At 45.1% G+C, this 26,472-nt stretch carries 25 protein-coding genes and 1 pseudogene; 14 read left to right on the top strand and 12 right to left on the bottom strand.

Annotation, left to right across the window (positions count from 1 at the left end):
- Positions 1-62 precede the first annotated feature (62 nt).
- Entirely contained in the window at positions 63-770 is a 708-nt protein-coding gene (locus Q7U10_11110) for an alpha/beta hydrolase (GenBank protein ID MDO8283149.1), read from the bottom strand.
- A 70-nt stretch (positions 771-840) separates the two neighbouring features.
- On the opposite strand from Q7U10_11110, the gene bioC reads away from it, so the two are divergent.
- Positions 841-1,617, top strand: a complete 777-nt coding sequence (gene bioC, locus Q7U10_11105; GenBank protein MDO8283148.1) for a malonyl-ACP O-methyltransferase BioC — start codon at positions 841-843, stop codon at positions 1,615-1,617.
- A 135-nt stretch (positions 1,618-1,752) separates the two neighbouring features.
- On the opposite strand, the gene Q7U10_11100 is transcribed toward bioC, so the two are convergent.
- On the bottom strand, positions 1,753-2,328 hold the full coding sequence (locus Q7U10_11100; GenBank protein ID MDO8283147.1) for a peptidylprolyl isomerase: 576 nt from the start codon (positions 2,326-2,328) through the stop codon (positions 1,753-1,755).
- 122 nt (positions 2,329-2,450) lie between these two features.
- Here Q7U10_11100 and Q7U10_11095 point away from each other — a divergent pair, with 122 nt between their 5' ends.
- The 7 genes from Q7U10_11095 to Q7U10_11065 all read left to right on the top strand — a co-directional run bounded on the left by Q7U10_11095 (position 2,451) and on the right by Q7U10_11065 (position 9,623).
- Positions 2,451-4,889: a TIGR03960 family B12-binding radical SAM protein gene (locus tag Q7U10_11095; protein MDO8283146.1), complete on the top strand. Its 2,439-nt coding sequence runs from the start codon at positions 2,451-2,453 to the stop codon at positions 4,887-4,889.
- Between the two features lie 4 nt (positions 4,890-4,893).
- On the top strand, positions 4,894-6,375 hold the full coding sequence (locus tag Q7U10_11090) for an Rne/Rng family ribonuclease (GenBank protein MDO8283145.1): 1,482 nt from the start codon (positions 4,894-4,896) through the stop codon (positions 6,373-6,375).
- 78 nt (positions 6,376-6,453) lie between these two features.
- Positions 6,454-7,281: an ATP-dependent sacrificial sulfur transferase LarE gene (gene larE / locus Q7U10_11085; protein MDO8283144.1), complete on the top strand. Its 828-nt coding sequence runs from the start codon at positions 6,454-6,456 to the stop codon at positions 7,279-7,281.
- On the top strand, positions 7,278-8,459 hold the full coding sequence (locus tag Q7U10_11080; GenBank protein ID MDO8283143.1) for a (Fe-S)-binding protein: 1,182 nt from the start codon (positions 7,278-7,280) through the stop codon (positions 8,457-8,459). Before larE ends, Q7U10_11080 begins: the two co-directional genes overlap by 4 nt.
- Positions 8,460-8,508: 49 nt before the next feature.
- Positions 8,509-8,841: a PilZ domain-containing protein gene (locus Q7U10_11075; GenBank protein ID MDO8283142.1), complete on the top strand. Its 333-nt coding sequence runs from the start codon at positions 8,509-8,511 to the stop codon at positions 8,839-8,841.
- 163 nt (positions 8,842-9,004) lie between these two features.
- Entirely contained in the window at positions 9,005-9,244 is a 240-nt protein-coding gene (locus tag Q7U10_11070; GenBank protein ID MDO8283141.1) for a type II toxin-antitoxin system VapB family antitoxin, read from the top strand.
- Complete coding sequence (locus tag Q7U10_11065; protein MDO8283140.1) at positions 9,228-9,623, top strand: PIN domain-containing protein; 396 nt, start codon at positions 9,228-9,230, stop codon at positions 9,621-9,623. Before Q7U10_11070 ends, Q7U10_11065 begins: the two co-directional genes overlap by 17 nt.
- 6 nt (positions 9,624-9,629) lie before the next feature.
- Here the strand turns inward: Q7U10_11065 and Q7U10_11060 are convergent, their stop codons facing one another.
- Positions 9,630-10,298 (bottom strand): cation transporter, encoded by a 669-nt coding sequence (locus tag Q7U10_11060; GenBank protein MDO8283139.1) that lies wholly within the window; start codon positions 10,296-10,298, stop codon positions 9,630-9,632.
- A 225-nt stretch (positions 10,299-10,523) separates the two neighbouring features.
- Here Q7U10_11060 and Q7U10_11055 point away from each other — a divergent pair, with 225 nt between their 5' ends.
- From Q7U10_11055 to Q7U10_11035, 5 genes and pseudogenes are all read left to right on the top strand, one after another.
- On the top strand, positions 10,524-10,883 hold the full coding sequence (locus tag Q7U10_11055; protein ID MDO8283138.1) for an endonuclease domain-containing protein: 360 nt from the start codon (positions 10,524-10,526) through the stop codon (positions 10,881-10,883).
- Positions 10,884-10,968: 85 nt separating this feature from the next.
- The gene (locus Q7U10_11050) at positions 10,969-11,361 is read left to right on the top strand and encodes an ORF6N domain-containing protein (GenBank protein ID MDO8283137.1); all 393 of its coding nucleotides are present in this window, start codon (positions 10,969-10,971) and stop codon (positions 11,359-11,361) included.
- 171 nt (positions 11,362-11,532) lie between these two features.
- Positions 11,533-11,835: pseudogene (locus Q7U10_11045) on the top strand (integrase core domain-containing protein).
- A gap of 20 nt (positions 11,836-11,855) precedes the next feature.
- Positions 11,856-12,893, top strand: coding sequence for a glycosyltransferase (locus tag Q7U10_11040; protein MDO8283136.1), 1,038 nt, complete (start codon positions 11,856-11,858; stop codon positions 12,891-12,893).
- A gap of 424 nt (positions 12,894-13,317) precedes the next feature.
- Entirely contained in the window at positions 13,318-13,605 is a 288-nt protein-coding gene (locus Q7U10_11035; GenBank protein ID MDO8283135.1) for a hypothetical protein, read from the top strand.
- Between the two features lie 268 nt (positions 13,606-13,873).
- On the opposite strand, the gene Q7U10_11030 is transcribed toward Q7U10_11035, so the two are convergent.
- The 8 genes from Q7U10_11030 to Q7U10_10995 are packed head-to-tail and all read right to left on the bottom strand — an operon-like array spanning position 13,874 to position 22,839.
- Positions 13,874-15,796 (bottom strand): aconitate hydratase, encoded by a 1,923-nt coding sequence (locus Q7U10_11030; GenBank protein ID MDO8283134.1) that lies wholly within the window; start codon positions 15,794-15,796, stop codon positions 13,874-13,876.
- 50 nt (positions 15,797-15,846) lie between these two features.
- A complete protein-coding gene (locus Q7U10_11025; protein MDO8283133.1) occupies positions 15,847-16,551 on the bottom strand; it encodes a thioredoxin domain-containing protein in 705 nt (234 codons plus the stop codon).
- A complete protein-coding gene (locus tag Q7U10_11020; protein ID MDO8283132.1) occupies positions 16,548-16,985 on the bottom strand; it encodes a disulfide bond formation protein B in 438 nt (145 codons plus the stop codon). Before Q7U10_11020 ends, Q7U10_11025 begins: the two co-directional genes overlap by 4 nt.
- Before the next feature lie 53 nt (positions 16,986-17,038).
- Positions 17,039-18,385: an RIP metalloprotease RseP gene (rseP, locus tag Q7U10_11015; GenBank protein MDO8283131.1), complete on the bottom strand. Its 1,347-nt coding sequence runs from the start codon at positions 18,383-18,385 to the stop codon at positions 17,039-17,041.
- 25 nt (positions 18,386-18,410) lie between these two features.
- Positions 18,411-19,556, bottom strand: coding sequence for a 1-deoxy-D-xylulose-5-phosphate reductoisomerase (locus tag Q7U10_11010; protein ID MDO8283130.1), 1,146 nt, complete (start codon positions 19,554-19,556; stop codon positions 18,411-18,413).
- Positions 19,553-20,368 carry a phosphatidate cytidylyltransferase gene (locus Q7U10_11005; GenBank protein MDO8283129.1) on the bottom strand — a complete coding sequence of 272 codons (816 nt, stop codon included), beginning with the start codon at positions 20,366-20,368 and terminating at the stop codon, positions 19,553-19,555. Before Q7U10_11005 ends, Q7U10_11010 begins: the two co-directional genes overlap by 4 nt.
- Before the next feature lie 3 nt (positions 20,369-20,371).
- Positions 20,372-21,067 carry an isoprenyl transferase gene (locus Q7U10_11000; protein ID MDO8283128.1) on the bottom strand — a complete coding sequence of 232 codons (696 nt, stop codon included), beginning with the start codon at positions 21,065-21,067 and terminating at the stop codon, positions 20,372-20,374.
- Positions 21,064-22,839, bottom strand: coding sequence for a hypothetical protein (locus tag Q7U10_10995; protein ID MDO8283127.1), 1,776 nt, complete (start codon positions 22,837-22,839; stop codon positions 21,064-21,066). The genes Q7U10_11000 and Q7U10_10995 overlap by 4 nt, the downstream gene beginning before the upstream one ends.
- A 165-nt stretch (positions 22,840-23,004) precedes the next feature.
- Between Q7U10_10995 and Q7U10_10990 the strand changes: the two genes are divergently transcribed.
- On the top strand, positions 23,005-24,798 hold the full coding sequence (locus tag Q7U10_10990) for a KUP/HAK/KT family potassium transporter (GenBank protein MDO8283126.1): 1,794 nt from the start codon (positions 23,005-23,007) through the stop codon (positions 24,796-24,798).
- On the opposite strand, the gene Q7U10_10985 is transcribed toward Q7U10_10990, so the two are convergent.
- The gene (locus Q7U10_10985) at positions 24,779-26,347 is read right to left on the bottom strand and encodes an ATP-binding protein (GenBank protein ID MDO8283125.1); all 1,569 of its coding nucleotides are present in this window, start codon (positions 26,345-26,347) and stop codon (positions 24,779-24,781) included. The genes Q7U10_10990 and Q7U10_10985 overlap by 20 nt on opposite strands.
- Between the last annotated feature and the right edge of the window lie 125 nt (positions 26,348-26,472).

Here is a 26,472-nt window from a genome sequence, read left to right as displayed (position 1 = left end):
AACCATATATATAATTTAAAAAATAAAAAAATGTCAATTTTTCGCGAAAGCAGATAGCAGAGTTATATCATTTTTGTAAATCTTCGGACCTCTTCCGCAATTGACCCTGAAAACCGTATCGGCAGGTCATGCCCGGCGCCTTCAATTAGTTTAAATGAAGCGTTAGGAAGCCTTTCTGCCAGAAACCTGCCTGCCTGCCAAGGGATTATGGAATCTTCTTTGCCGTGAATCACTAAAGAAGGGATCTTAATGTTCTTAAGTAAATTACGAAGGTCTGTATCCTTAAGATATCGAAGCCCTTTAATCAATCCTTCATTTCCTATCAGACAAGACGCATCCGCTTCCTTCCGGACTAAAGCAGTATCTTCCATAAAAGGCTTGTGAGTATTTATCAGGAAATTGGTGAGCGTTGTCCTTGCATCCTTTTTAATTCCGCTGATCATGGCGCGTAAAACTGAAGGTGAAGTCCCGATATCATAATCCGCGCTTGAAGAGAACCGGGAAGTTGTGCTGATCAGGACCATGCCGTCTATCTTATCTTGGCAATGAACAGCAGCCTCAAGAACTGCCATCCCGCCTGTTGACCAGCCTGCCAGCAGACAGTTTCCGCCTGCATCGTTGATGATATCCATAAGGCCCGTAGCATAACCTGAATGGAGATCATGTATTGATATGGTCAGGACATTAGAGAATAATGAACATGCATCAGAAAGTTTTTGCAATGACTCTTTTGGAGACGCCCAGCCTGACACAATAATTATTTTAGTCACAAGAAAGATCCTTTCTGCAGCAAATCTGGTCTAATCCAACGCTGAAAGACTATAATTACAATACCACAAAATGATACTGCAAAAAGATAAAATAGAGTCGGCATTTTCTCAGGCGGCAAAAACATATGACGCCCATGCGGATATCCAGAAAGAGTCAGCTGCGAGGCTTATGCTTCTGCTTGAAAATATTGATCCGACATCAATTCTTGAAGTAGGCGGTGCTACCGGAAATTATACGATACAGCTTTCAGAAAGATTCCCAAAAGCCTCCATAACCTCAGTTGATTTCTCTCCGGCAATGATAGAGATAGCAAAGACAAAGCTCTTTGGAAACTCTCATGTGAACTTCATCTGTAGAGACGCGGAGAAACTGCTCAATGAGACCGATAAAATGTATGGCCTGATAACCTCAAACGCGGCGCTGCAGTGGTTTACTGATATAAACAACTCTCTCATCAATATCAAAAAGCTGCTCTCGCCTCATGGAATTTTTCTTTTTTCTGTCTTCGGCCCTCAAACCTTTCATGAACTTTCCAACGCTCTTGACCATATTTACGGCAGACCTATAACACTTCCGGCGCACAGCTTCTCTCAGGAAGAAAAGCTGCTGTCAATGCTGCATGACATCTTTGAAAGAGTGGTTTTAGAGGAGGTCAATTTAACACGCAAATATGCCTCAACTCTTGAGCTTCTCAGGCATATAAAAAAGACCGGCGCCACCGGCGGCCGGCCTTCTTTAAGCCTTAACAAGTCTATGCTCAGAACAATGGACGATTGGTTCAAACAAAATCACGGGGAATGCACAGCGACATATCAATTGTTCTTTGTCACAGCCCGCAATAAATAAGGTCCATTAATAAACTCCACTTTAAGATGTCATTCCCGAGGTCTGTTAATCGGGAATCCAGTGTTTGTAATATTTCCTGGATACCCGCTTTCGCGGGTATGACAAACAAAATGAAATCACAATCAAACTTTTCCGCTATTCAACGACACTAACCTTCATCTCGATCTTTTCGTTCGGCTTATCATTGGCGTTGCGAGGCTGGCTCACTATCTTATCCACAGCATCCATGCCTGATACAACCTCGCCGAATACCGTGTACTGCTTATCAAGGAATTTGGAATCAGCGACACAGATGAAGAACTGGGAACCAGCGCTGTTAGGATCTGAAGACCTTGCCATTGAAACTATCCCGCGCTTGTGGGACTTATCATTGAACTCAGCCTTAACTGAATATCCCGGCCCGCCGGTGCCGTTTCCGCTTGGGTCTCCGCCCTGTATCATGAAGCCCGGAATTACGCGGTGGAACGTCGTGCCGTTATAAAAACCCTTCTTTGCGAGATCAATGAAGTTCTTTACATGGTTAGGCGCGACATCAGGAAAGAACTTTATCTCTATCTTCCCGAACTTGGTATCTAAAACAGCTTTTGTCGTTGACATCTTCTTGATCTCCTCTTTTGTAAACTTAGCGTTTTTTGTCTCAGCAGCATTCACATGAAAAGTGAAAACAGCCGTAAGCATCAATACTAAAATTCCTGCCTTGAAAAATCTCATATCCCCTCCATGAAAAATTGAAAGTTAAAAGTTTTGGGTGTTTTTATTATATCAGAACCGATCTATGGAAGTCCGACTCCAATAATTGCATTAAAGACAGCCCTATGAAATAATAACAGGCTATGAATCTTGCTTCTTTTCAGAGACCCAGTCAATACATTGGCAATGAGATAAATATTATCCGCAAAGAGGCCGATATTAAGGTTGCTTTGTGCTTTCCTGATACTTATGAAATCGGGATGTCTCATCTGGGACTGAAGATACTCTACTCGATAATAAACAGCATCCCTGAGACTTCTGCGGAAAGGGTATTTGCCCCGTGGACAGACCTTGAGGCACACCTGAGAAAAGAGAGGCTGCCGCTTACATCGCTGGAATTCGGGAGGCCGCTTAAAGATTTCAGCATCATCGGCTTTACACTTCAGTACGAACTCTCTTATACGAACATCCTGAATATGCTTGACCTTGGAGGCATCCCCGTCCGTTCTAAAGACAGGAACGACAGCTATCCTCTTGTAATTGCAGGCGGCCCATGCGCGATGAACCCGCTGCCTCTGGCCCCGTTCATCGATGCCTTTGTGATAGGTGACGGAGAAGAGGTCATCCTTGAGATCATCGAGACATGCTCAAAGATAAAAAACAAAACTGAACTGCTGGCTGCACTCTCAAAAATAGAGGGGATATACGTGCCTTCCATTCATGATACACAAAAGGACATTATCAGGAAACGGATAGTCCAAAACCTTGATGATGCGCCGTTCTCTGATGCCCCGCTTGTGCCTTATGCCGCACCTGTGCATGACAGGGTCGCGATCGAGATATCAAGGGGATGCACTAAAGGATGCAGGTTCTGCCAGGCAGGCATGATCTACAGGCCTCTTCGTGAAAGGTCCAAGGAGAATCTTCTCTCCATTGCGCTGAACTCACTCTCAAAGACCGGGCATGAGGAGTTATCTTTCTCATCATTAAGCACAGGCGATTACAGCAGCCTTCTGCCTCTGATAAAGTCTATTAACAGCGCCTGCTCAGGTTCCCACATATCAGTTGCCCTTCCATCGCTCAGAGTAGGCGCGATAACCCGGGATCTTCTTAAAGAAGTAAATAATGTGAGAAAAAGCGGATTCACCATGGCGCCGGAGGCAGGGACCAAGAGGCTGCGCGACATCATCAATAAGGACTTCACAGAAGAAGAGTATAACGAGACGCTGGAGATACTCTTTTCTGAAGGATGGCAAAGTATCAAACTCTATTTCATGATCGGCCTTCCAACAGAGACGCGGGCTGATCTAGACGGAATAATAGATATGGCAAAGATAGCCCTGACAAAGGGCAGAAAGATCACGGGGAAACGGGTGAATATAAATGTCGGCATATCCGCGTTCGTGCCGAAACCGCATACACCGTTCCAGTGGCATGGCCAGAGCCCTTCTGTTGAACTTCGCGCTAAACAGGACCTGCTGAGAAATGTCCTCAGGAAAAGAGGCATGAACTACAAAGGCCAGCATGTTGAAGTGACGCTTTTAGAGTCTGTCTTTGCAAGAGGAGATGCTCAGAGCGCGATCCTTCTGGAAGATGCATGGAGGTCAGGATGCCGGTTTGACGGCTGGTCAGAGATGTTCGACTTTAATAAATGGACAAAGGCAGCAGAAAAGTCAGGCATGAACCTTGAGAGTTATGCTTGCAGGACATTCTGCCTGGATAAGAGATTGCCTTGGGAATTCATAGACACCGGAGTGACCACTGACTTCCTGAGGTCTGAATATAACAAAGCGCTTGAAGGCATAGTGACCCCTGACTGCACCGATGTATGCACCGGATGCGGGCTGAAATGCGTAAGCAAAAAGAATATAACGGAATGCAGTCCCGCTCAAACAGATATGCTTCCAATGACTCAAACCATCAACAAGAACCTGCCGCCGTCAAAGATACGGGCCAGATATTCAAAGACCGGAATAATGCGCTATCTTTCCCATAGTGAGGTTATGACAGCTATACTGAGGGCTGCAAGAAGGGCAAGGCTGGCTGTGGGTTATTCATCAGGTTTCCACCCTCACCCGAAGCTCTCATTCGGGCCTGCGCTGTCTGCTGGCGTTGAGGGGTTCAATGAGTATTTTGACATTGAACTGTCTAATATAATGAATCCTGCGGATTTCCTGAACCGGATAAACATTGAGCTGCCTGAGGGGCTGAAAGTGTCAGCTGCTGAAATGGTCCAGTTAAAGGCCAGGGCGCTGGATGATTTCATATGCCGTTACAAATATGAAATTTCTATTGACAATAATGCTGAAAAACATATAAATTCCTTTATGCAGTCGGCTTCTGTTCCTGTTTCAAGAGAGAAAGGCGATGTAGATATCAGGCCTTTGGTTGAGCAGGCTGAAGTAAATAATGGCAGGCTCTACCTAACTCTTAAAGATGATGGTAGAATAAAAGTCAGGCTATGGGAGATATTAAAAGAGTTGCTCAAAAAGCCGGCTGAGGAATTATACTCGCTGTCGATAAGCCGGACAAATGTATACGGCCTTGATAACGGTGAGTGGAAAGAACCTTTAAAGGATTAACAATATGCCCGGAAAAATAATAATGAACGTAACTCCTGAAGAGACCCGAGTGGGGCTTCTGGAGACTGACAACCAGCTGCTGGAGCTCTATATAGAGAGAAAGAAGGATGCCAGCCTGGTCGGCAATGTATATAAAGGAAAGATCGTAAAGATACTTCCGGGGATGCAGTCAGCTTTTGTTGATATAGGCCTTGAGAAGGCCGCGTTCCTTCATGCTGCTGATGTTTATTCATCTTATGACAACTCGATCTTCAGTGAAGACCTGGATGAGCCGATACCTGTCAACCTTCCAATAGAGGACATGCTTCAGGAGGGACAGGATATCTTTGTGCAGGTCTCAAAAGACCTCATAGGAACCAAGGGTGCAAGGGTCACCTCCTACATCACTCTGCCCGGCAGGCACCTCGTATTGATGCCGGGTGTCGAGCACATCGGCATCTCAAGAAGGATCATGGATGAAGACGAGAGGGACAGGCTCCTGAAGATAATTACCAGGCTCAAACCTGACAACTTCGGCTTCATAGTAAGGACTGCGAGCGAGGGATGCACTGAAGAAGATATTGAAAAGGATATCGCATTCCTTATGCTTCTGTGGAAGAACATCCAGAGCAAGATGGGCAACCCTGATGCGTCCCGCCTGATCTACAGCGACCTGGACCTGGGACTAAGAAGTGTAAGGGACCTCCTTGGACTCGAAGTAGACCAGCTTATCATCGACTCTGAAGAAGAGTATGACAAGATAGTTGATTTCATTAAAAATTATTTTCCGAAATTAATAAGCAACGTTCATCTTTACGAAGGGCCTGAGCCTATATTCGACGCCTACGGCATAGAGCTTGAGATACCAAAGGCTTTGGGAAGGCGTGTCTGGCTCAAGTCCGGGGGATACATAGTTATCGACCAGACAGAGGCGCTGATATCAATTGATGTCAATACCGGAAAGTATGTCGGCAAGGCATCGCTTGAAGATACCGTTCTCAAGACAAACCTCGAGGCTGTAAAGGAGATCGCGTATCAGATAAGGCTCAGGAATCTGGGCGGCATAGTAATTATTGATTTTATTGATATGGAAAAAGATGAGAACAAAGAGAAGCTCTTCAACGTCTTTCAGGAAGCAGTGAACAAAGACAGGGCAAAATGCACTGTGCTGCAGGTATCAGAGTTCGGTCTTATCGAGATGACAAGAAAGAGGGTAAGAGAGAGCCTCGGCAGGGTGCTGGCGCAGACATGTTCATATTGCGAAGGCAAAGGCTTTGTTAAATCTCCAACCACCGTATGCTACGAGATATTCAGGGAGATAAGAAAGATAGGATCCACAAAAAGAAACGGAAAGGTCGTTATCACTGCCCACCCTCTTGTCGTGGACCTTATATACGAGGAAGAGAGAGAGGGGATTGAAAATATTGAAAAAGAGAACAATCTCAAGATAATAGTCAAAGCCGATAAAAATTATCATCAGGAATACTACGAACTGGTTATAATGTAAAGTCTTTGGCAAATCCCCGGCTGAACCTGTCATAATAATATATATCCTGCCTTAAGGAGTTGTTGCGGATACCGTCAGATGAAGACCAGTGAGAAGCTCAACATATTAAAGCAAAACCTGAAGAACATGGAACGGGTCATCATAGCTTTTTCAGGCGGTGTTGACAGTACATTCTTACTCAAGGCAGCCTCTATCTCAGGGCTTAAAGAGATACTTGCGGTGACCGCGGTCTCCCAAAGCCTTCCTGAAGAAGAGCTCTCTTTCGCAAAAGAGATCACCGCTGAATTAAATATCCCTCACAGGATCATCACGACAGATGAACTGCACGATGAAAACTACTCAAACAATCCGCCCGACAGATGCTATTACTGCAAAAAAGAGCTCTTCACAAAGCTGAGAGAGATCGCAGTTGAAGAAGGAATTTCTTACATACTTGACGGCAGCAACATTGATGACATGAAAGACTGGAGGCCCGGAAGCCGTGCGGCAAAGGAACTGAATGTAATAAGCCCTTTATCAGAAGCCGGCCTTGGCAAAGATGAGATAAGAGACCTGTCAAAAAGCCTCGGCTTAAGGACATGGGACAAACCATCATCTCCCTGCCTCTCATCACGATTCCCTTATGGGCAGAAGATCACATCTGAAGCGCTCGAGCGTGTCGGCCGCGCTGAATCTTATTTAAAGACATTTAAACTGAAAGAGCTGAGGGTGAGAGACCATGGCGATATCGCCAGGATTGAGGTTCTTCCCGAAGAATTTCATATACTCTTTGACGCGTCTGTCAGAGAAAAGATCAACGCGTACCTCAAGGCCCTCGGGTATAAACATGTAACGCTTGACCTCCGGGGTTTTAAGAGCGGCGGATTTAATGAGCATCTTAAGATACAGGGTTCAGACAAGAAATGAATGAGGCTAAATACTGCAGCGAGCTCTCCAGGTGCGTAAAATGCGGCACGTGTAAATCACTCTGCCCTACATATCTTTCTTCCCTGAACGAATCCATGGGCGCAAGAGGCAGGGTCGCGATGCTCGGAGAGCTGTGTTCAGAAAGGCTTGCCCCGAGCAGAGGAATGGCTGACAGAATATTCAACTGCATACTCTGCGGCGCGTGCAAGGGCCTCTGCCCGTTAGGCATCAATATCCCTGAGATGATATACCATGGAAGAACCCTTCTTAAGGATTCATACCGCAAAGGCAGCCTGCTGAGTAAAGCAATGCGGTATTCAGCCTCAAGAATGGACACTGTTTTTTCTATCTTAAGCGGACTGCAAAAGATACTCTACCGTCCGCTCTACAAGTCAGGAAAGCTGCGCTACATGCCTGCCATCACTTCACACCCATTCAAAAGCGGAATACAGGTCTATAAAAATACAAAAAAGATAGGGAGAGTTGCGATCTTCACAGGCTGCCAGATCAATTATCTATACCCACATCTCGGTGATGCGCTTGTAAATATACTCCTCACAAAGAGATACGAGGTCATAGTATTCAAGGGAGAGGTATGCTGCGGCGCGCCCATGAGAGGAGCCGGGCTTGAGGATGAGGCAAGGGCTGCGGCAAGGAAGAATATTGATACCTTTAAGATGACAAGGGCTGAAGCTGTGATCAGCATGTGCCCTACATGTACAAATACCATCAGGTCAGAATACCCTGAACTTGCAGGCGACACAATTCCAAATATAATGGATGTGAACGAGTTCTTTATAAAAAATAATATAACTCAGGGACTGAAGCTGCCGCACGAAATTGTGACATACCATGACCCATGCCATGCCCGGTACGGGATGAAGATGACCAGAGAACCGCGCGAGATACTCAAAAGCATTAAAGGGGTTGCGTTTGTTGAGATGAAGAATGCTGATGAATGCTGCGGATTCGGGGGTTTCTTCAGCATGAATTACAAAGACCTCTCAAGGTCTATCGGAAGAAAGAAGTTTGAGAACATAAACAACACCCATGCCGGTACTGTAGTAACATCATGCCCCGGCTGTGTCATGCAGCTTGAAGATATGAAGAGGGAGACAGGCAGCGATATCAAGATCAAACATATCGTTGAAGTGGTTGATGAGGCGATGCACGGCTGAGTGCTTACTGTCCCTGTTAACAATGAAATATCATCTGCTATAATACTTCATGGAAAAAAGGCGTTCAGAAAGAAAACAGGTACATATCAGGGTCAAGCTTAACGTAGGCGATAACAGCCATGATGCTTTTATAAATAATGTTTCATACGAAGGCATAGGCTTAAATATAATATTAGCCCCTGAAGAAAGGGTGGACGGCATCCTTCCCAATACAATACTCGGATTAAGATTTCAAACCAGCCCGTCAAATGAGACAACCCTGAAGTGCGATATCAAATGGGTGAATATATCTTCAGATAAAAGTGTCGGGCTTATATATATGATAGGCTCTGAAATTTTAGACCCGCCTGCTGAATATAAACATTTCATAAAGAATTTGTAGATTTTATTGCTCTTCCGCTTTCCTCTGTGGTTAATTCCTTATCTTGAAAATTCAAACCATTATGGTTTTTAATTATAGCCATGAAAGGCGGGACAATTATCATCTGTTTGACTTTTCACTAAAAACACGCATACAATTAATGCATATCAAGGAGGTGCATAATATGCGTGCAACATTAAACATACCCGACGACCTCGTTTCTGAAGTTCAGAAGCTGTCCGGCGAGAAGTCCAAGACAAAGGCTATAACAGCAGCCATGAAGGAATTTGTCCGGCAGAACAAAATTAAAAAACTGATAGCTCTAAGAGGGAAAGTACAGATTGATTATGATTGGCAGAAGGAAGAAGAACTCGAGATGAAAGCGCAGAAAGAACGGGAGAAACTCCATGGAAGAAAAAAATAAAGGCATATTAGCTGACACAAGCGTATGGATAGAGTTCTTCAAACTGGAATCCTTAACAGGCAAGAAACTTGAGTCGCTTATAATTAAAAACTCCATATGGACCTGCGGAGTGATACTCTTTGAATTGCTGCAGGGAGTAAGGTCAGGAGATGAAAAAGCATTGATCCTTGAAGCCCTGTCAGATATGAAGTATATGGAAATGACACAGCCTCATTGGAAAAAAGCTGCTGAACTTTCCGCCTTATTAAAAAGGAAAGGGTTGAATCTGCCGCAGTCAGACATATTTATCGCATCCATTGCCATAGAGCATAACCTCTCTGTCTTTACCCTCGACAAGCATTTTGAACAGATACCCGGGGTAAGAATATATAAGGCATAACATTTATCACATTTCCTTCGCCTTACATCCGCACCCGCACGCTAAACTTTTCGCCTTTGCTTTTCCGAACGCTTCCTTCCCTTCCTGATAACAGAGCCACGCTATCACGAACGTCCCGGCTGAATCTATCCAGCCGATATGTGTCAGTTCATACCCCGCGCTTGCGATCAGAAGCACGATGGAGAGCCGCAGACATGCGCGTGTGCAGGCTGCGTCTGAGAGAATGGCATCGGAATTGAGCTGCTTACCGACCTTCATCTTAAAGTGTATCAACAGCCACATCGCTGCAATGGAGACAAGGGAAACCACAATGCCCCAGAAAGCTGTATCCGGTTTATGCCCCTGATAAAGATTGACAGCAGCGGTGATCGAAAGCCCGATGGTCAGGACATAGAACCCGCCTCCTGTGATCCTGAGCGCGCTCTCTTCGAAATGATCGAGTTTCTCTGTACCGTTATTTCTGATCCTCCGCACCATATGCCATATGCCAATACCCGAGACCACCTCGACAAATGAATCCACACCAAACCCGAAGAGAGACATGCTGCCATCCTCAATGCCGAAGCTGACGGAGACGATGCCTTCAATGATGTTGTAGAAGATCGTAAAGAGCGCCAGCGCCGCTGCCGTGGAGTAGAGTTTGCTGTTTTGTTGTTGAGAATTGAAATTTATCATGGATGATTCTCTTTATATAATAGATTATTGGAATGGGATTCAGATAGTTTTACTTTTCTCTCTGGTTAATTTCTTATCTTGAAAATTCAAACTGTTATAAATCATTATCATTAACCTCCCCTACCCCTCCTTGGTAAAGAGGGGATTACATTCTCCCCTTACCAAGGGGAGATATAGAGGGGTACTTTTACTCCTCACCATATTAAAAAGAAATACAAAATAGTTATGACAAAGGCATTTAATAAACACACCGAAAAGGAAAAACGAAGGCAACTGAGAAAAAATATGCCTAAGGCTGAAATCATACTATGGTCTAAACTTAAGAATAAAAGCCTATGCGGATACAAATTCAGACGTCAATATAGTGTTAACAAATTTGTAATTGATTTTTATTCACCGGAACTAAAATTAGCCATAGAGGTTGATGGTGATTCTCACTTTACAGATGGAGCAGATATTTGCGATAAAGAGAGACAAATAATTATCGAATCATACGGCATAGAATTTCTTCGATTTACTAATAGAGAAGTATATGAAAATGTTGATGGAGTAATTGAGTTTATTATTGAAAATATCAAAAGATAACCTCCCCTACCCCTCCTTGGTAAAGAGGGGATATAATTCTCCCCTTTACAAGGGGAGACACAGAGGGGTCTCTTTTCTCTTTATCATATTAAAAAGAAATATAAAACGATTCCCTGATGATTTCATGTTTCAATTAACAAAAGAGGAATACTCTGAGCTTTTAAGGTGCCAATTTGACACCTTAAAGCAAGGCCAACACAGCAAATATCTTCCATACGTCTTTACAGAAAATGGCGTTGCGATGCTCTCAGGTATTTTAAACAGCAAAAGAGCTATCCATGCAAATATCCAGATAATGAGAACATTCACCAAACTGCGTGAAATGTTAGCAACCCATAAGGAGTTGAGACAGAAGATCGAGGAGATGGAAAAAAAGTATGACCATCAATTCAAGATCGTTTTTGATGCCATCCGCCAGATGATGACACCGCCTGAGACGAAGAGTAAAAAGATAATCGGATTTGGAGGAGAGAAGTAAGAAATTAAGAAAAACGGGTTAAGTGGCTCTCTTAACCCTCTTAGGCAAAGAGGGGCAAGGGGAGATTTTACAATAAATGTTGTTACCTGCCTGGTCATTCCGGCTTGTCTGGAATCGTTCACCTTCCAAACGCTTCATAAAATACAAGTTTATTCTTGACATTCCCAAACGAATAAAGACATATTAGCCATAGAGATAGATACATCGATAACCGGAAAGAGACTGATCCGGGTATTTGAAAGACTGCGGGACAGCAGTGGACTGCCGGATGAGATGCGCTGTGACAACGGCCCTGAGTTTTTAAGCGGTGAGTTTATAAGTTAAGCAGAAGCAAACGGTATGAAGATAAGATACATACAGCCTGGCAAGCCGAATCAGAATGCATCCATTGAACGGTTTAACCGGACATACAGGGATGAAGTGCTTTATCTGTATTTGTTCAGAAATTTACAGGAAGTAAGGGAACAAACATACTGTCGGAGAGGTAAAAATAGGTGAAACTCCTGATCATTGACGAATTAAGTAAAAACAATGCTGGCTTTCTAATGGCTTTGCAGGGGGCAGAGCTGGAATTTTTTGATGCTTCAAAAAGTTCGCAGCAAAAGTTTTCCCATAGATCAAGTCAAGCACTATGGAGCAAAATTTCCGCTGGTGTCTATGATGCCATCATCATAGGCCATATAGGAACATTCAGCGACAAAGGATACATCAGCCGACAATGGGCCAACATCAAGTGGCCCAATGCTTTTATTTGGCAAAGGTTGATCAAGAACAATAAACCGAATCCGGGGGGGGGGCCGGCCATCGTGGCCATTAATCTTTCGGACAGTCCCGCTTTTACCGTTGAGGATACCGATTTACTCCTTAGCTGCGATCTCTATTTTAAACGAGAATTGCCGCAAAATGTGATCAATGGTTTTATTAACATCCACACCCTGCGCCGAACCAGTATTGCCAGCTATCACTTTTTAAAGAACAGGGGAGCCATTGATAAATTACGGCCTATCTCGGTTGGGATCGACCCTGAAGCTTTACCTGATCACCTAGTTGGCAGTGAAAAAAAGTATGATCTCTTTTTTGCTGGTATGATCCACCCACCCATGACCGTTCGTAATGCTGGTTTGCCCATTATCCAGCTTTTAAAAGAGCAAGGTTTGCGCATCTATCACCCGGAAAAACCAATCCCCAGAGAACTTTTCTTGCAAAAATGTGCGCAATCCTATCTGGTATGGTCTCCTGAAGGGGGCGGCTGGGATTGCTATCGACATTACGAGGCCACTATGGCGGGTTCGGTACCGGTGATCAACTATCCGACCATTCGGCGTTACGCCCCTCTGGTCGATGGCCAGCATGCCCTATACTACGGTTGCGAGAATGACCACTTAGCCCATGTTGTCCTAAAGGCTCTTCAGGATAAAGCCCGTCTGGTAGAGATGGGCCATGCGGCCCATGAACATGTCCGCCGATTTCATACCTACCAAGCGCTAGCGCGCTATGTAGCCGACACCATAAAAACCCATTGCGGCATCTGACAGCGATTGACTTTAAGAGTTAATCATCAATTACAATGTCTACACGAGTTATTGATAACATGATATTATTAATACCCTTACTCTTTTTGTCTCTTTTTTAATTCACATTTCCCCATAAATCCCATACCACTCATCAACCCATTAAACCAGAATTATTATTCATATTCTCTCAAATCAATGCGCAAATATATTATTATTCGCTGATAGTTGTCAAGGAAAGGCTTTTCATATATGCATAAACCTCCCCTACCCCTCCTTGCCAAGGAGGGGATTTAATTCTCCCCTTACCAAGGGGAGACACAGAGGGGTTTCTTTTATACAACCAGTATGATTTAAATCATACATATCTCACCAGCCATTATTGTTATAATTAATAAAGACACAATTAAGAATCTTAAGATGATAAATAACAGGAGGCATTGATATGGGAGAAGGATGCGGATGTGGTTGCGGTAGTGGGGGGGGAGGGCCTTTTGCTGAAGGCAGGGAGCTTGTGGAGTTTGTTTCAAAGGCGCATGGCGGAGCTATAAAGGACCAGCTGCTCCAGGGCGGCGGGCTTAAGACAAAGTGCCAGGGATGCGGTGAGCCTTTTATACTTAAAACATTTGTAGGCAAGTGCCCGAAATGCGGGGGCGTGCATGCTGTCTCGCCGCCGAGATGTTCTGATGCTGCTAATATTCAGTATGCGGGTAAAGACTTTAAACTGCCGTAATAGATACCCATTGCTATAAAAAAAGACCCCTGTGTTTTTCAGGGGTCTTTTTTTGTCTGCTTAACCTAATGTGAAAGATCGTGAATTATTTCTTTGTAGTATCAGACTGTTCCTGTTTCACGGCGTTATCCCTGTACTTGCAGGTTGTGGTGCAGCCGACCAATGTAAATGAGAGCACGATCAATAATACGGCAAGTTTTTTCATATGATGCCTCCTTTTATTATTCAAGTTAATGTTATATAAATTATAAGTATTATTTGCAAATATTCAAGCTTTTTTTGTCTTTATGTAATTAAGCATCCCGCCGGCAAGGATCATCTCCTTCTCCCGCTCAGTAAGGCCATGCTCTATTTTATACTCTGTGCCCGGCTTCCCGCCTGTCATCGTGACTGAGGCGGATGTCTTTATATCCTTTGCGAGGGACGGGAAGAATATCTCATCATCCTCGCTTAACAGATCATATATTTCATCCTTCACCGTAAGAGGAAGTATTCCGAAGTTCACAAGATTATCCCTGTGGATGCGGGCGAAAGATTTTGCCAGGACAGCCTTGATGCCCAGATACATCGGAGCAAGCGCGGCATGCTCCCTGCTTGAGCCCTGGCCGTAATTTGTTCCGCCGAGGATTATGCCTGAGCCTGCGGCCTGAGCCCTTGCAGGAAAAGAAGGATCGACCTTTGAGAAGACATATTCACTTATCGCAGGTATGTTAGACCTCAGCGGCAGTATCTTGGCGCCTGCAGGCATGATGTCATCGGTGGTTATATTATCACCAACCTTAATTATTACCTTGGCTTTTAAAGATTCCCCGATCTCATCAGCCAGAGGGAACGGCTTTATATTCGGGCCTCTTAATATCTCAACCTTCTCAGGCTCGTTAGACGGAGGTATTATGAGCGAGTCATCTATGTCATATTTCGCAGGAACGCCTACAGGCGCAAAGTCTTTAACATATTCACGTGCATCGGTTATCGTGCCTGTGATCGCAGAAGCTGCTGCCGTAAGAGGGCTGCAGAGATAGACCTTATCATTCTGAGTGCCGCTTCTTCCTGGGAAGTTCCTGTTGAATGTACGAAGAGAGACCGAGCCGGTTGGCGGAGACTGTCCCATGCCTATGCACGGCCCGCATGTGCATTCAAGCAGGCGCGCTCCTGCGGCTATGAGGTCGGACAACGCGCCATTCTCAGTTATCATCTTTAAGACCTGGCGTGAGCCCGGGCTTATCGTGAGGCTCACCTTTGGATGCACCTTTCTGCCTTTCATAATCCTCGCTGCGGAAACTATATCAGCAAATGATGAGTTGACACAGCTGCCGATACAGACCTGGTCTACGGCCATTCCTGAAAGCTCTTTAACGGTCATCACCTTGTCCGGGCTTGACGGCGCTGATGCAAGAGGCTCAAGTTCGTTCACAGCTATAGTTATCTCTTCATCATAAGATGCACCTTTGTCAGCCTTAAGTTCAGTCCAGTCTTTCTCACGACCCTGAGCCTTGAAGAATGCGAGTGTCTGTTCATCAGAGGGGAATATCGAAGAAGTGGCTCCAAGCTCAGCGCCCATGTTGGTTATCGTTGCCCTTTCAGGAAGGGTCAGGTCTTTAAGCCCTTCGCCGCTGTATTCTATGACCTTTCCGACGCCGCCCTTTACAGTCAGCTTTCTCAGCACCTCAAGTATTATGTCCTTTGCGCTTACGCCCGGCTGAAATGTGCCTGTCAGATTTACACGCACAACCTTTGGCATCACAAGCCAGAAAGGCTCACCTGCCATGGCAAGAGCGACATTAAGCCCTCCCGCTCCTATGGCGAGCATGCCTGCTGCGCCTGCATTCGGGGTATGGCTGTCAGAACCTATGAGCGTCTCTCCGGGTTTTGCAAACCTCTCAAGATGAACCTGATGGCATATGCCGTTGCCGGGCTTGGAAAAATAGAGGCCGTATTTGCTTGCGATGGACTGAAGGAACCTGTGGTCATCAGCATTCTCATATCCTGACTGAAGTGTATTGTGGTCAACATAGCTGACCGAAAGTTTCGTCTTTACCCTGGGCACGCCCATGGCCTCAAACTCAAGATACGCCATCGTGCCTGTCGCATCCTGGGTCAGGGTCTGGTCAATGGAAATGGCTATCTCATTTCCGGGCTTCATAGTTCCTGATACTAAATGCGCAGCTATAAGTTTCTGAGTAATATTCATAAAAGCAGCTCCTTCGTTATTAAAAGGTAAAAAACAAGAAAGACAATATACTAATAATTTGCTTTGATCTCAGATTCTATTAACTCTTTTAATGGGTCATAGCCAAAGTTTGGAAGCGGCTTCCCATTTACAAAATATTCAGGTGTCTGCGTGACATTCAGGGTTTTAGCATCCGCAAGATCCTGCGCAATGAGTTTTGCTATTTCAGGGTCATTCATATCACTTCTGATCTGTTCAATATTCAGCCCTGCCTCCGGCAGAAATTGCCATATTAATTCAGGCTGGGGATTATGATGGCTTGCCCAGTAAGGCTGATATTTAAACATGACCTCCAAGGTTTCCCAATACCTTCCTTGTTTCCTCGCGGCTTCAAGTATCTTTACAAAATAATCTGAACCGTCATGAAAAGGGGCATACCTGGCAATGAGTTTTATTTTGCCCTGGTTAGCAGTCATCAGGTTTTTAACGAAAGGATAAAAATCTCTGCAGGTTTCACACGCAGGGTCAAAGAATTCTACGATATAAACCTTTGCGTCATCATTGCCGATCGTTGGTGAATGTTCCCGAATAAATGTTGAAATGTTTTCCCGGGCCATAAAGCTGATCCCCTCAGCCTGCTGTTTCTTATAGAAATAACCACCGGTCACAAAAGCAAGTATCAGAAGAATACCTGCTATTAAAACTATATTTTGCTTTTTCATTGTTTTCTGTTTTGTGTCTGTATTCTGCTTTTTGTTTGTTTTCTGCTTTTTCATTCAGAAAGCCTCCTCCTTAATATAAATAATAATACTGCTATGGATGAAAACGATATTAACGACAGCATGGGAATTGTCACAAAACCAAACAGGTCCAGATTGACCTCTGTGCATGAAACACCTTTACTGCAAGGCTGCAAGCTTTCAGGAATGATGCCGGTATACAGAAGGTTATGATAAAACGCGATAACCCAGCCTGCTAAAGCTAAAGGGAGGGAATATTTAATAACGCTTTTATCAAAAGGGAAGAGCCCTGCCAGGATAATTATCACCAACGGAAACATTGAGATCCTTTGATACCAGCATAAAACGCAGGGAGGAAATTTAACTATTTCACTGAGAAACAATGCCCCCAATGTAGAGATACCGGCTATCAGCCAGCATATAAAAAGAATGGTCCAGTTTGAATTGGAAGTTTGATCTAACTGAGACATGTTCCTGTTTTCCATAATTATTGATTATCAATTTAATCTGTTACAGATAAGGATTACCACTGGCCCCAGACCTTCTGCGCCCACGGCACGATAACCTTGATGGTGTCGTTATACAGAACAAAAGCTATAAGCATCAGAAGCAGGCCGAAGCCGATCTTTGTCAATATATCCTGAAATTTTTCATTTAAGGGTTTTCCCCTGACAGCTTCAATGCACAGGAATACAAGATGCCCTCCGTCCAGTACCGGAACGGGAAAGAGGTTGATGACAGCAAGGTTAACGCTGATAAGCGCGATGAGATAAAAGTAATCAGCCATGCCTGATGATGCAGCCTTGGACGCCTCATTCACAATTACTATCGGGCCGCCTAACATCTTCGATGACATGTTGCCTGTTATCAGCCTTCCGGCCACATCCAGCGTTAGCGCGCACCATCCGTAAACCGCCTGAAAACCTTTTACAGGCGCAGACCATATACTTGAACTCTGGATGACATTGAAACCCATTCCCTTTGATATGCCTATCCTGCCGTCAGCATCTGTCCTGACGTTAATGTCAAAAACAGCATCACCTCTTTTCACATTAAGAGTTATCTCTGTATCAGGATTCCCTGATATCAGCTTTGCCATCTCACCCCAGTCGCCCACCGCCTCACCGTTTACAGAAAGGACCGTGTCGCCTTCTTTCAGTCCGGCCTTCATCGCAGGCGAATCCTTGACAATGCCCTCGAGCCTGGTAGAGAGCCTTGATATGCCGATATCACCGATAGTGCTCTCATCCCCATTCTTGTTTCTGACCTTAGTCTCCTGAGGAGTTACAGTAATATCAATAATGCTCTCGCCTCTCTTCACCTTCATAAAGACCTCTTTAAGAGGGCTCTTCATAACAACCTCGTCTATCTCCACCCAGGTGCTGATCTCCTTACCGTTCACGGAAAGCACGGTATCCCCGGACCTCAGGCCTGCATTCATTGCAGGCGAGTCTTTGGTGATGCCCTCTATCTTTGTATTGGTCAGGTCGCTCAGTACCGGTATTACAACCGGAAGGCTGGCGCTAAGGAAGACAACAAAAATAAGGTATGCAAGGACCAGGTTAAATATGGGCCCGGAAATCACTATGGCAGCCCTCTTCCAGACAGGCTGATTGTTGTAAGCCCTCGGTATGTCTTCCTCAGGTATCTCGTCTTCCGAATCCTCACCTAACGGTTTTACATAGCCGCCAAGAGGCAGAGCTGAGAGTATGTATTCCGTCTCACCTATCTTCTTCCCGAATATCTTCGGCCCGAAGCCGATCGAGAACTTGAGTACCTTTACATTTACAAGCTTTGCAACGAGAAAGTGTCCGAGCTCATGAAAGAAGATCAGAAGCCCGAAGAGTATTACTGCCCATAGTATTGTCATAAATTAATTTCTCCAGTGATTGTTATCAATTTCCTATTAACTCCCCTGCCTTATTTCTTGCCCACTCCGAAGCATGCATTACATCTTCAATGCTCTCACATGGCTTTACATCGTGAGCAGTCATTGTATCAGAAACGAGGCCCGGGATTCCTGTGAAAGGTATCTTTCCCTGCAGGAATGCCTCTACCGCGACCTCGTTTGCCGTGTTTAAAACAGCAGGCATGGTCCCGCCCGCCCTGATAGCGTCATAACAAAGTGAGAGAGATTCATATTTATCCATATCCGGCTCCTCGAACATAAGCCCGCCGAGCTTTCCAAAGTCCAGATAAGGCATTACATCCCCGAGCCGTTCAGGATATGAGACAGCATAGCTTATGGCGCCCTTCATATCCGGGACCGACATCTGCGCGATAATGCTTCCGTCAATAAACTCGACCATTGAATGAACAACGCTCTGCGGATGGACCACGACTCCTATCTTCTCAACAGTCATCCCAAAGAGCCAGAACGCCTCTATGACCTCAAGCCCCTTGTTCATGAGTGTGGCAGAGTCTATACTTATCTTCCGCCCCATTTCCCAGTTCGGATGATTTAGCGCCTCTGCCGGTGTTACTTTGACCAGCTCTGCCTTGCTCTTTTTGAGGAACGGCCCGCCTGAAGCAGTAAGGATTATCCTTCTGACCTCATTCATATCCCTGCCATGCAGGCACTGAAATACAGCGCTGTGCTCGCTGTCAACCGGAAGTATCCTGACATTATTTTCAGATGCTTCGGACATGATTATACCGCCTGCCATGACCAGCGCTTCCTTATTGGCAAGCGCGACATCCTTGCCTGCACGCACCGCCGCGAGTGTAGGCAAAAGTCCGGCTGAACCTACTATGGCCGAAACCACCATATCAACACCATTGAGCCGGGCTACTTCAATAACACCCTCTTCGCCTGAAAGTATCTCAACCGGAAGGCCCTTCTTTCTGAGTTGCGCTGCTGAGGATTCATCAAATACAGCGACGACCTCCGGCCTTAAAGCAGTTATCTGCGACTCGAGCAGTTCTATGTTGCTCATAACAGCAAGCCCTGAGACCTTGAATAGTTCCGGATGGCGCCTGACGATCTCTACGGTGTTCTTTCCGATGGAACCGGTCGATCCTAAAATAGAGAGGTTTTTCAAATGAACCCCAATAGAAAATAAAGAACAGGGCCTGCGACAAGGACCCCGTCAAGTTTATCAAGAACGCCGCCATGTCCCGGAAAGAGAGAGCTGGAATCCTTCACACCGGCATCGCGCTTGAACATTGATTCGATCAGATCGCCGAAGATCGTTACTGATCCTAACACAGCTCCAATGATCACAACTGTAAATACTGTCAGGTCCTCAAAACCAAATATAGAAGTTATTATTAGGGCTCCGGCAATACCTCCAACTATGCTGCCGGCAGCGCCTTCATATGTTTTGTTCGGGCTCAGAGAGGGGCATAGCTTATGCTTCCCAAGATAAGTTCCGACATAATAAGCCGTACTGTCAGCAAGCCAGACCGAACCGTAAAGAAGAAAAATATTATACCTGCCGTATGCGTCGCTTCTCAGCAGCCATTGAAAGCCCATAAACCACAATATATACAAATACCCTGTTGCAACAGGCCCTATCCCGCTCATCGCCCCTGCAGGTGAAGCAACGGCAAAGAGCCTTATCAGAAGAAGGGCAATGAAACAGAAAAACATAGTTTCAATGATCATGTAAGGGTAAAAACATATTACAAAAAATAATAATGCTCCGGCGATCAGCGCTGGAATGCTTAATGTCAGGGGGACCTTATACATTGCGTGAAATTCACGAAGCGCAATAAGGCTTACTAACAATAAAAGAAGAAAAAAATCAGGATAATGCCTTCCGTATTGTATAAACAAGACCAGAAGGGGAATTACAAAAAAAGCGACAACCAGTCTTTTAAGATCAAATGGCTTTTTTACAGTATCCTGCATCTCTTAACTCTTGGCCGGCAAAGCACCAAACCTTCTGTCTCTTCTCCCGTATTCTGCTATCGCTCTCCTGAACTCCTCTTTGCTGAAATCAGGCCATAGCGTCTCGGTAAAATAAAATTCAGAATAAGCAGACTGCCATATAAGAAAATTGCTGAGCCTTAGCTCGCCGCTGGTGCGGATTATAAGGTCAGGGTCAGGTATGCCGTATGTATAAAGATGGGATTGAACTGTCTTCTCATCTATCTTGCCGGACGGAACACCCTCTTCAACAATGCTCCTGACCGCGTTCACGATCTCATCCCTGCCGCTGTAACTTAGCGCGCTGTTGAGCATCAGGCCTGTGTTATTCTTTGTCATCTCCTCAAAATCCTTAAGCAGTGACTGTATCCCGGTTGGTAGTCTCTGGAGATTGCCTATCGCCCGAAAAACTATATTCTTGCGTGCCAGGCCTTTCATCTCGTTCTTCAGATATGAACGGAGAAAACGCATCAGCGCGTTTACCTCAGCCTTGGGCCTCTGCCAGTTCTCCATGGAAAAGGTATACAGGGTAAGCGCCTTAAGCTTCTGCTCGATAGACTCGTCAATAATATCGTTGACGCGCTTTATGCCTTCCCTGTGCCCTTCAATGCGGGAGAACCCGCGCTGCTCTGCCCAGCGGCCGTTCCCATCCATAATGACTGCGATATGCTTGACTTTCATTTCTCTTCAAAATTGTAATAATAAAGAATACTGGGCCTTGATATCTCGCCCCTTACGGCATTATTCGCAAAAGCAAACAGCCCTGCCCTGGCAAGAAGGTACAGCCGCTTGCCCTCTATCCAATAATCTGAGACTGTGCCTGATACTCCCTCAAGCATAAGTTCTTCTTCCATGCTGCTTCCGTCCCACGACAAGGTATAAACCTCTGCGCTGTAAGAACCAAGTCGCGGTGCCCGCGGCACCAATTCCTCTCTCTTTACCGCAACGACCTTCTGCCCCTTATCAGTATTTACCGCGATGAGCCTGCCCCTTACTATCCACTCAGTTGCAGGATTGATCATAGAGCCTGTAGCTTTCTTAAAAGATATCGCAGGCCTTCCATAAGTATCGCTGCTTTCCCATAGCAGCTCGTTATTCCTGTACAATCTCAGGAAGCCGTTATCGCTAAGGGTCATTATATGAACATCCCCTTTATTCTGCCAGTCAACATGGACAAAACCATAGATATTGACCCCTTCAGGAAGCTGAAGCTCTTTGTCCTGCTCATAGCGGCCCTCACTCCATCTGCCTGTATAAACAGGCGTGGAAAAGATCTCTTTATCAGCAAAGCCCTGCATGAGCAGCTTGCCTGATGTTACCCTTAGAAAATACGGCAGGCCTTCTGATGTTTTTTTGTATCCTTCTGCAGGGCTGTATTCGATGACAAAAGAACTTATCCTGCCCCTGTCGCTGCCGGCCCCGTTGCCGGTCATTGAGCTGATCCTTTCCTCGTTGCTCATTGATGTAACAAAGATCTCATCTATCCCGTTTTTATTAAGGTCAAGGACATCTATAGAGATATGCCTGTCCTTCGTACTGCCGGCTATGGACCAGACCTCCTGCATCTCCTTGTCCATGTTATAGATCCTTATCACATTGCCGTCACTGGCGATCAATTCCTTTGTGCCGGTGCCGGTTATATTGCCTATCGCAAACAGCTCTCCGCCATTCAGCTCAGAGGTGTTCCACGGCTCTTTATCAGAAAGGCTTTTTGATAAGAAATCATCATATTGAGTCAGCTCATTGAGGTATTCAGAAGAGACTTCAGAGCTCATGTCTGAGAAAAGTTTTGAATCATCAACCCGGTACAGCTCGATCCGCAATGATTTTTTATTCTTCACAACAGGAGTGGACAAAAAGAGCAGAACCTCAGCTCCAAGTTCCTTTGATATCCCGATCAGTTTATTCCTTTCAGTACTTGGAGAGTACTTTTCGAGCATATCAAAACGGCCTGTATCTTTTAAAGAACTGAAGAACGCCTCAGAAAGCGTCCAGTCTGATCCCCTGTCCTGAAAAAAAGCAATCTTCACTTGTGAAGAGGTGATCCTGACTATATCTCCGCTCTTGAGCTCTCCACTGACAACGATGCAGGTATAACGCCCTGTAACGGCAGCTCCTTTGATGACCTCAACGATGCCTGCGAAGTCTTCAGCAGCGCCGATCAGCTCTTTGGTGGTAGGATGATAAAATGGCTCGCCCTTTCTGAAGACAGAAAGCCTCGCCCCTTCCTTAAGCTTCCTGCCTTCGCCTATGCTTATCGTGACGATTCCAGCTTCAACCTCATCGATATTGCCGGTTACAGGCTCAAAATAAGAGAGCACCTCGCCCTTCAGGAAACTGACGGCATTATTTTTGCCTAAGTCCTGTGAAACGGTCTCAGAGGCATAGGCAACGCCGCAGATAAAGCATATAGAAAAAATACTTATGAGGCAGAATTTGATTGTTTTATTCATGAACCGTCCTTAATCCATATTTAGAAGCTAAATAGTATAACCTATTTATATCGTTAATCCAAGAAGAGGTCAGGGGCGGGATATCTGTTGCTTTCACATTCTGAGCTGGCGTATGATATATAGTTTTTTAATATTGAAAATAGTAGAATCTAACAGGTATATACGATGACAGGAATTCTTAAAGCATTAGGGCTTGTGTTCGGAGACATCGGAACAAGTCCTATATATACTGTTACAGTAGTTTTCATCCTTCTGCGCCCGACACCGGACAACATCATCGGCGTCATGTCGCTGATCATCTGGACGCTTGTGATCCTCGTCTTTCTGCAGTACAACTGGTTTGCGATGGGCCTTAGTATCAGGGGTGAGGGCGGGACTATCGTGCTCAAAGAGATACTTTCTCCCCTTATAAACGGCAAAAAGAAGGCAGTGTTTATAACAATACTCACCTTTATCGGCGTCTCGCTCCTCATAGGCGACGGTGTTATAACTCCTGCCATCAGTATCCTGAGCGCGGTGGAGGGTTCGGCCCTTATTCCGGGGTTTGAGAATATTTCGCGGGGCACCATTGTGTCAATTGCGATACTTATCGCCATAGTGCTTTTTCTTTTCCAGCGCAAGGGTACTGAAAAGGTCTCCTTTGTCTTTGGCCCGATCATGTGCGTCTGGTTTTTTGCACTCGCTTTTCTCGGCATCGCAGCTATATCCGAGGCTCCTGAGATAATAGGGGCGCTTAACCCTTACTGCGGGATAAGCTTTCTTGCAGAGAACGGATTTAAAGGATACATAGCGCTTGGCGAAATAATTTTATGCGCCACAGGTGGTGAAGCTCTTTACGCGGATATGGGGCACCTGGGCGCAAAGCCGATACGCGAGGCATGGGGCGGGGTATTTTTTGCACTTGTACTGAACTACCTCGGCCAGGGCGCATTCCTGTTAAGACATCCTGAGGCAAGCAATGTGCTTTTTGAAATGGCATTCCATTACATACAGATGCTGTATGTGCCGTTCCTCCTGCTCAGCATATTTGCGACTGTCATTGCATCTCAGGCGATGATCAGCGGGATGTTCTCGGTCATATATCAGGCGATAACGATACGCATCATGCCTCCGCTGAAGGTAGGCTATACCTCTATTGACAGAAAGTCCCAAATTTATATTCCTTCTGTAAACTGGTGCCTGCTGGCTGCAGTTATCTTCATAATGCTGGAGTTCAGGGCTTCAAGCAGCCTTGCCGCTGCTTATGGGCTTGCTGTCACAGGCACAATGACCATTACCGGCATCATGATCACATGGATCTTCTACCGCCGGAGAAAAACCATGTACGCGCTCCTGGCATTGTTTATCACCTGCGTTGACATGGTATACCTCTCTTCCAATTTCTATAAGATCCCTCACGGCGGTTACTGGTCATTAATACTCGCATCTGTTCCGCTTGGCCTGATATTTATCTTTACAGAGGGGCAGAAGAAGCTTTACCAAGTGATGACCTTCATGCCTTTTGCGGAGTTCATCAAAAAATTCAATCTGTCATATGCCGCAGGGCCGAGGATAAAAGGCACTGCGCTTTTTCTGTTAAAGGATGTCAAAAACATCCCACCTTATATTACACAGACAATGTTCTCTCACGGAATAATGTATGAGGAGAATATCTTTATCTCCATCATGAGCAGGAGCGACCCTTTCGGCATTACAGGTTTTTACCGCGAAGATTTAGCAAAAGGCCTGAGATTCTTTGAGATACAGGCCGGCTACATGGAACTTGTCTCAGCAGAAGATATCCTGTTAGAGGAAGGAATTGAGGAAAGGGCGGTATATTACGGGCTTGAAGATATCTCCGCCGGGCATATTGTATGGAGGATATTCTCTCTCATCAAGAGAACAATGCCTACATTCATAAAGTTCTACGACTTCCCGCCTGAAAAACTGCACGGGGTTATTACGAAGGTGAGGATGTAAGCATTACGCCGGGCAGTTCCACAAAGAACCTGCTCCCCTTGCCTGCCTCAGACTCAAGCCATACCTTCCCGCCGTGCCTCTCAACTATCCTCTGCACTATCATAAGCCCCAGCCCCTCTCCTCCCTTTGCAGGATCAAGCTGGTGGAATATGTGGAATATCTGCTTCTGATGCTCAAGTGCAATGCCGATGCCGTTATCCTCAACGCAATAGACAGAGCTGTCACCTTCCTCATAGCCTGTGACTTTTATCTCACCTTTTCGAGCAGGGTCAAGATATTTAACAGCGTTTTCCATAAGATTTGAGAAGACCATACTTATCTGTTTCCTGTCTCCATTGCATCCCGGCAAGTCCGTTACTTCAATACTTGCGCCTGCATCCTTTAATTTATAATTAAGATTGCCTGATATCTCATTTATCAGCATATTCATATCTATATCTTCTTTCTTTAATTCAACACTGCCGGAACGCGAAAACTGCAAAAACCCGTTAAGAAGAATGTCCATATGTGAAACGCTCGTGCTTATAAAACCAAATGAATCGGGAAGTTCTTTTGTAAGTGATGTTATCTCTTTCCTGATCTCTGAAGATATATCTGCCGTCTCTATCAGATTCACTATGCCCTCTATGGATTTCTTTACCTCACCGGTGTAACCGTTAATGTTGACAAGCGGTGTCTTCAGGTCATGCGTGGCGGCATAGAGTATCTGCTCAAGTTCACGGTTCTTGATGTCAAGTTCACTTATTAAAAGATCACGATCCTCCTCCGCCTTCTTTTGATCACTGACATCACGAATATTACACTGTGCCAATTCTGCTTTGTTGACCATATATATATCCGCGTCGATATGTTGTCCGGACTTGGTTTTTATCGGAACATCCTTATAATTAATAATGCCGCTCTTATCTAAGGCTTGTATTATCGTTGGCATATCACTTGTGTCGAGCGATATGCCGATATCCTGAAGTTTTTTTCCGATGCTCTCATGTTTGGTATAACCCAACATTTTCTCTGTGGCCGGATTGACATGTGCTATAGTCCCTTCGCTTTTTTCGAGAAGCACTATCCCGTCGTTTGCGGTCTCAAAAATTCGCCTGTAGCGCTCCTCAGACTTCATTAACAACTCTACCAACCAAATGCGCTCTGCAGTGTTTTCATCTGCTAACAAGACTTCCATTCGCTTGCGCTCGGTGATGTCCTCGATGGCAAGGAGGATTATCGGCTGTCCGATTGTCTTTTCTGTGATTTTGCAGGCGTTAAGGAGCATGGCTTTCTGTCCGATGCTCTCAAAATTATGTTCAATTGTGAAGTTCTCAACGCTGGTTTTCTTCGGAAGAATATCCTCAAGCAGAACGCGAAGAGCCGGGACATTCCATTGTCCATTTCCAAGATCGTATAAATAAGTACCGATAGTATTTGCAGAATCTACTTTGAAAATATTGAAGAAGCTCTGATTGGCCGACAGAACTTTAAGGTTTCCATCCAGAATGAGAATAGGTTCACGAACAGTGTTGAAAATATTTTTGAAATAGTCGCTCTCTATTAACATCGAATCTCCATAAGAGAACTGACTGACTGACTGACTGACTGACTGAGCAAATTGTATGCCAATACCATTTAGTTATCGTATCAAACAAATAGGGAATTGTCTAATTATTAAAGAAATGAAAAGAG

This window comes from Thermodesulfovibrionia bacterium (assembly GCA_030646035.1).
GTDB lineage: Bacteria > Nitrospirota > Thermodesulfovibrionia > UBA6902 > UBA6902 > JACQZG01.
The sequence above is the reverse complement of the archived record's forward strand: the minus strand, read 5'-3'. Positions and strand labels throughout refer to the sequence as shown.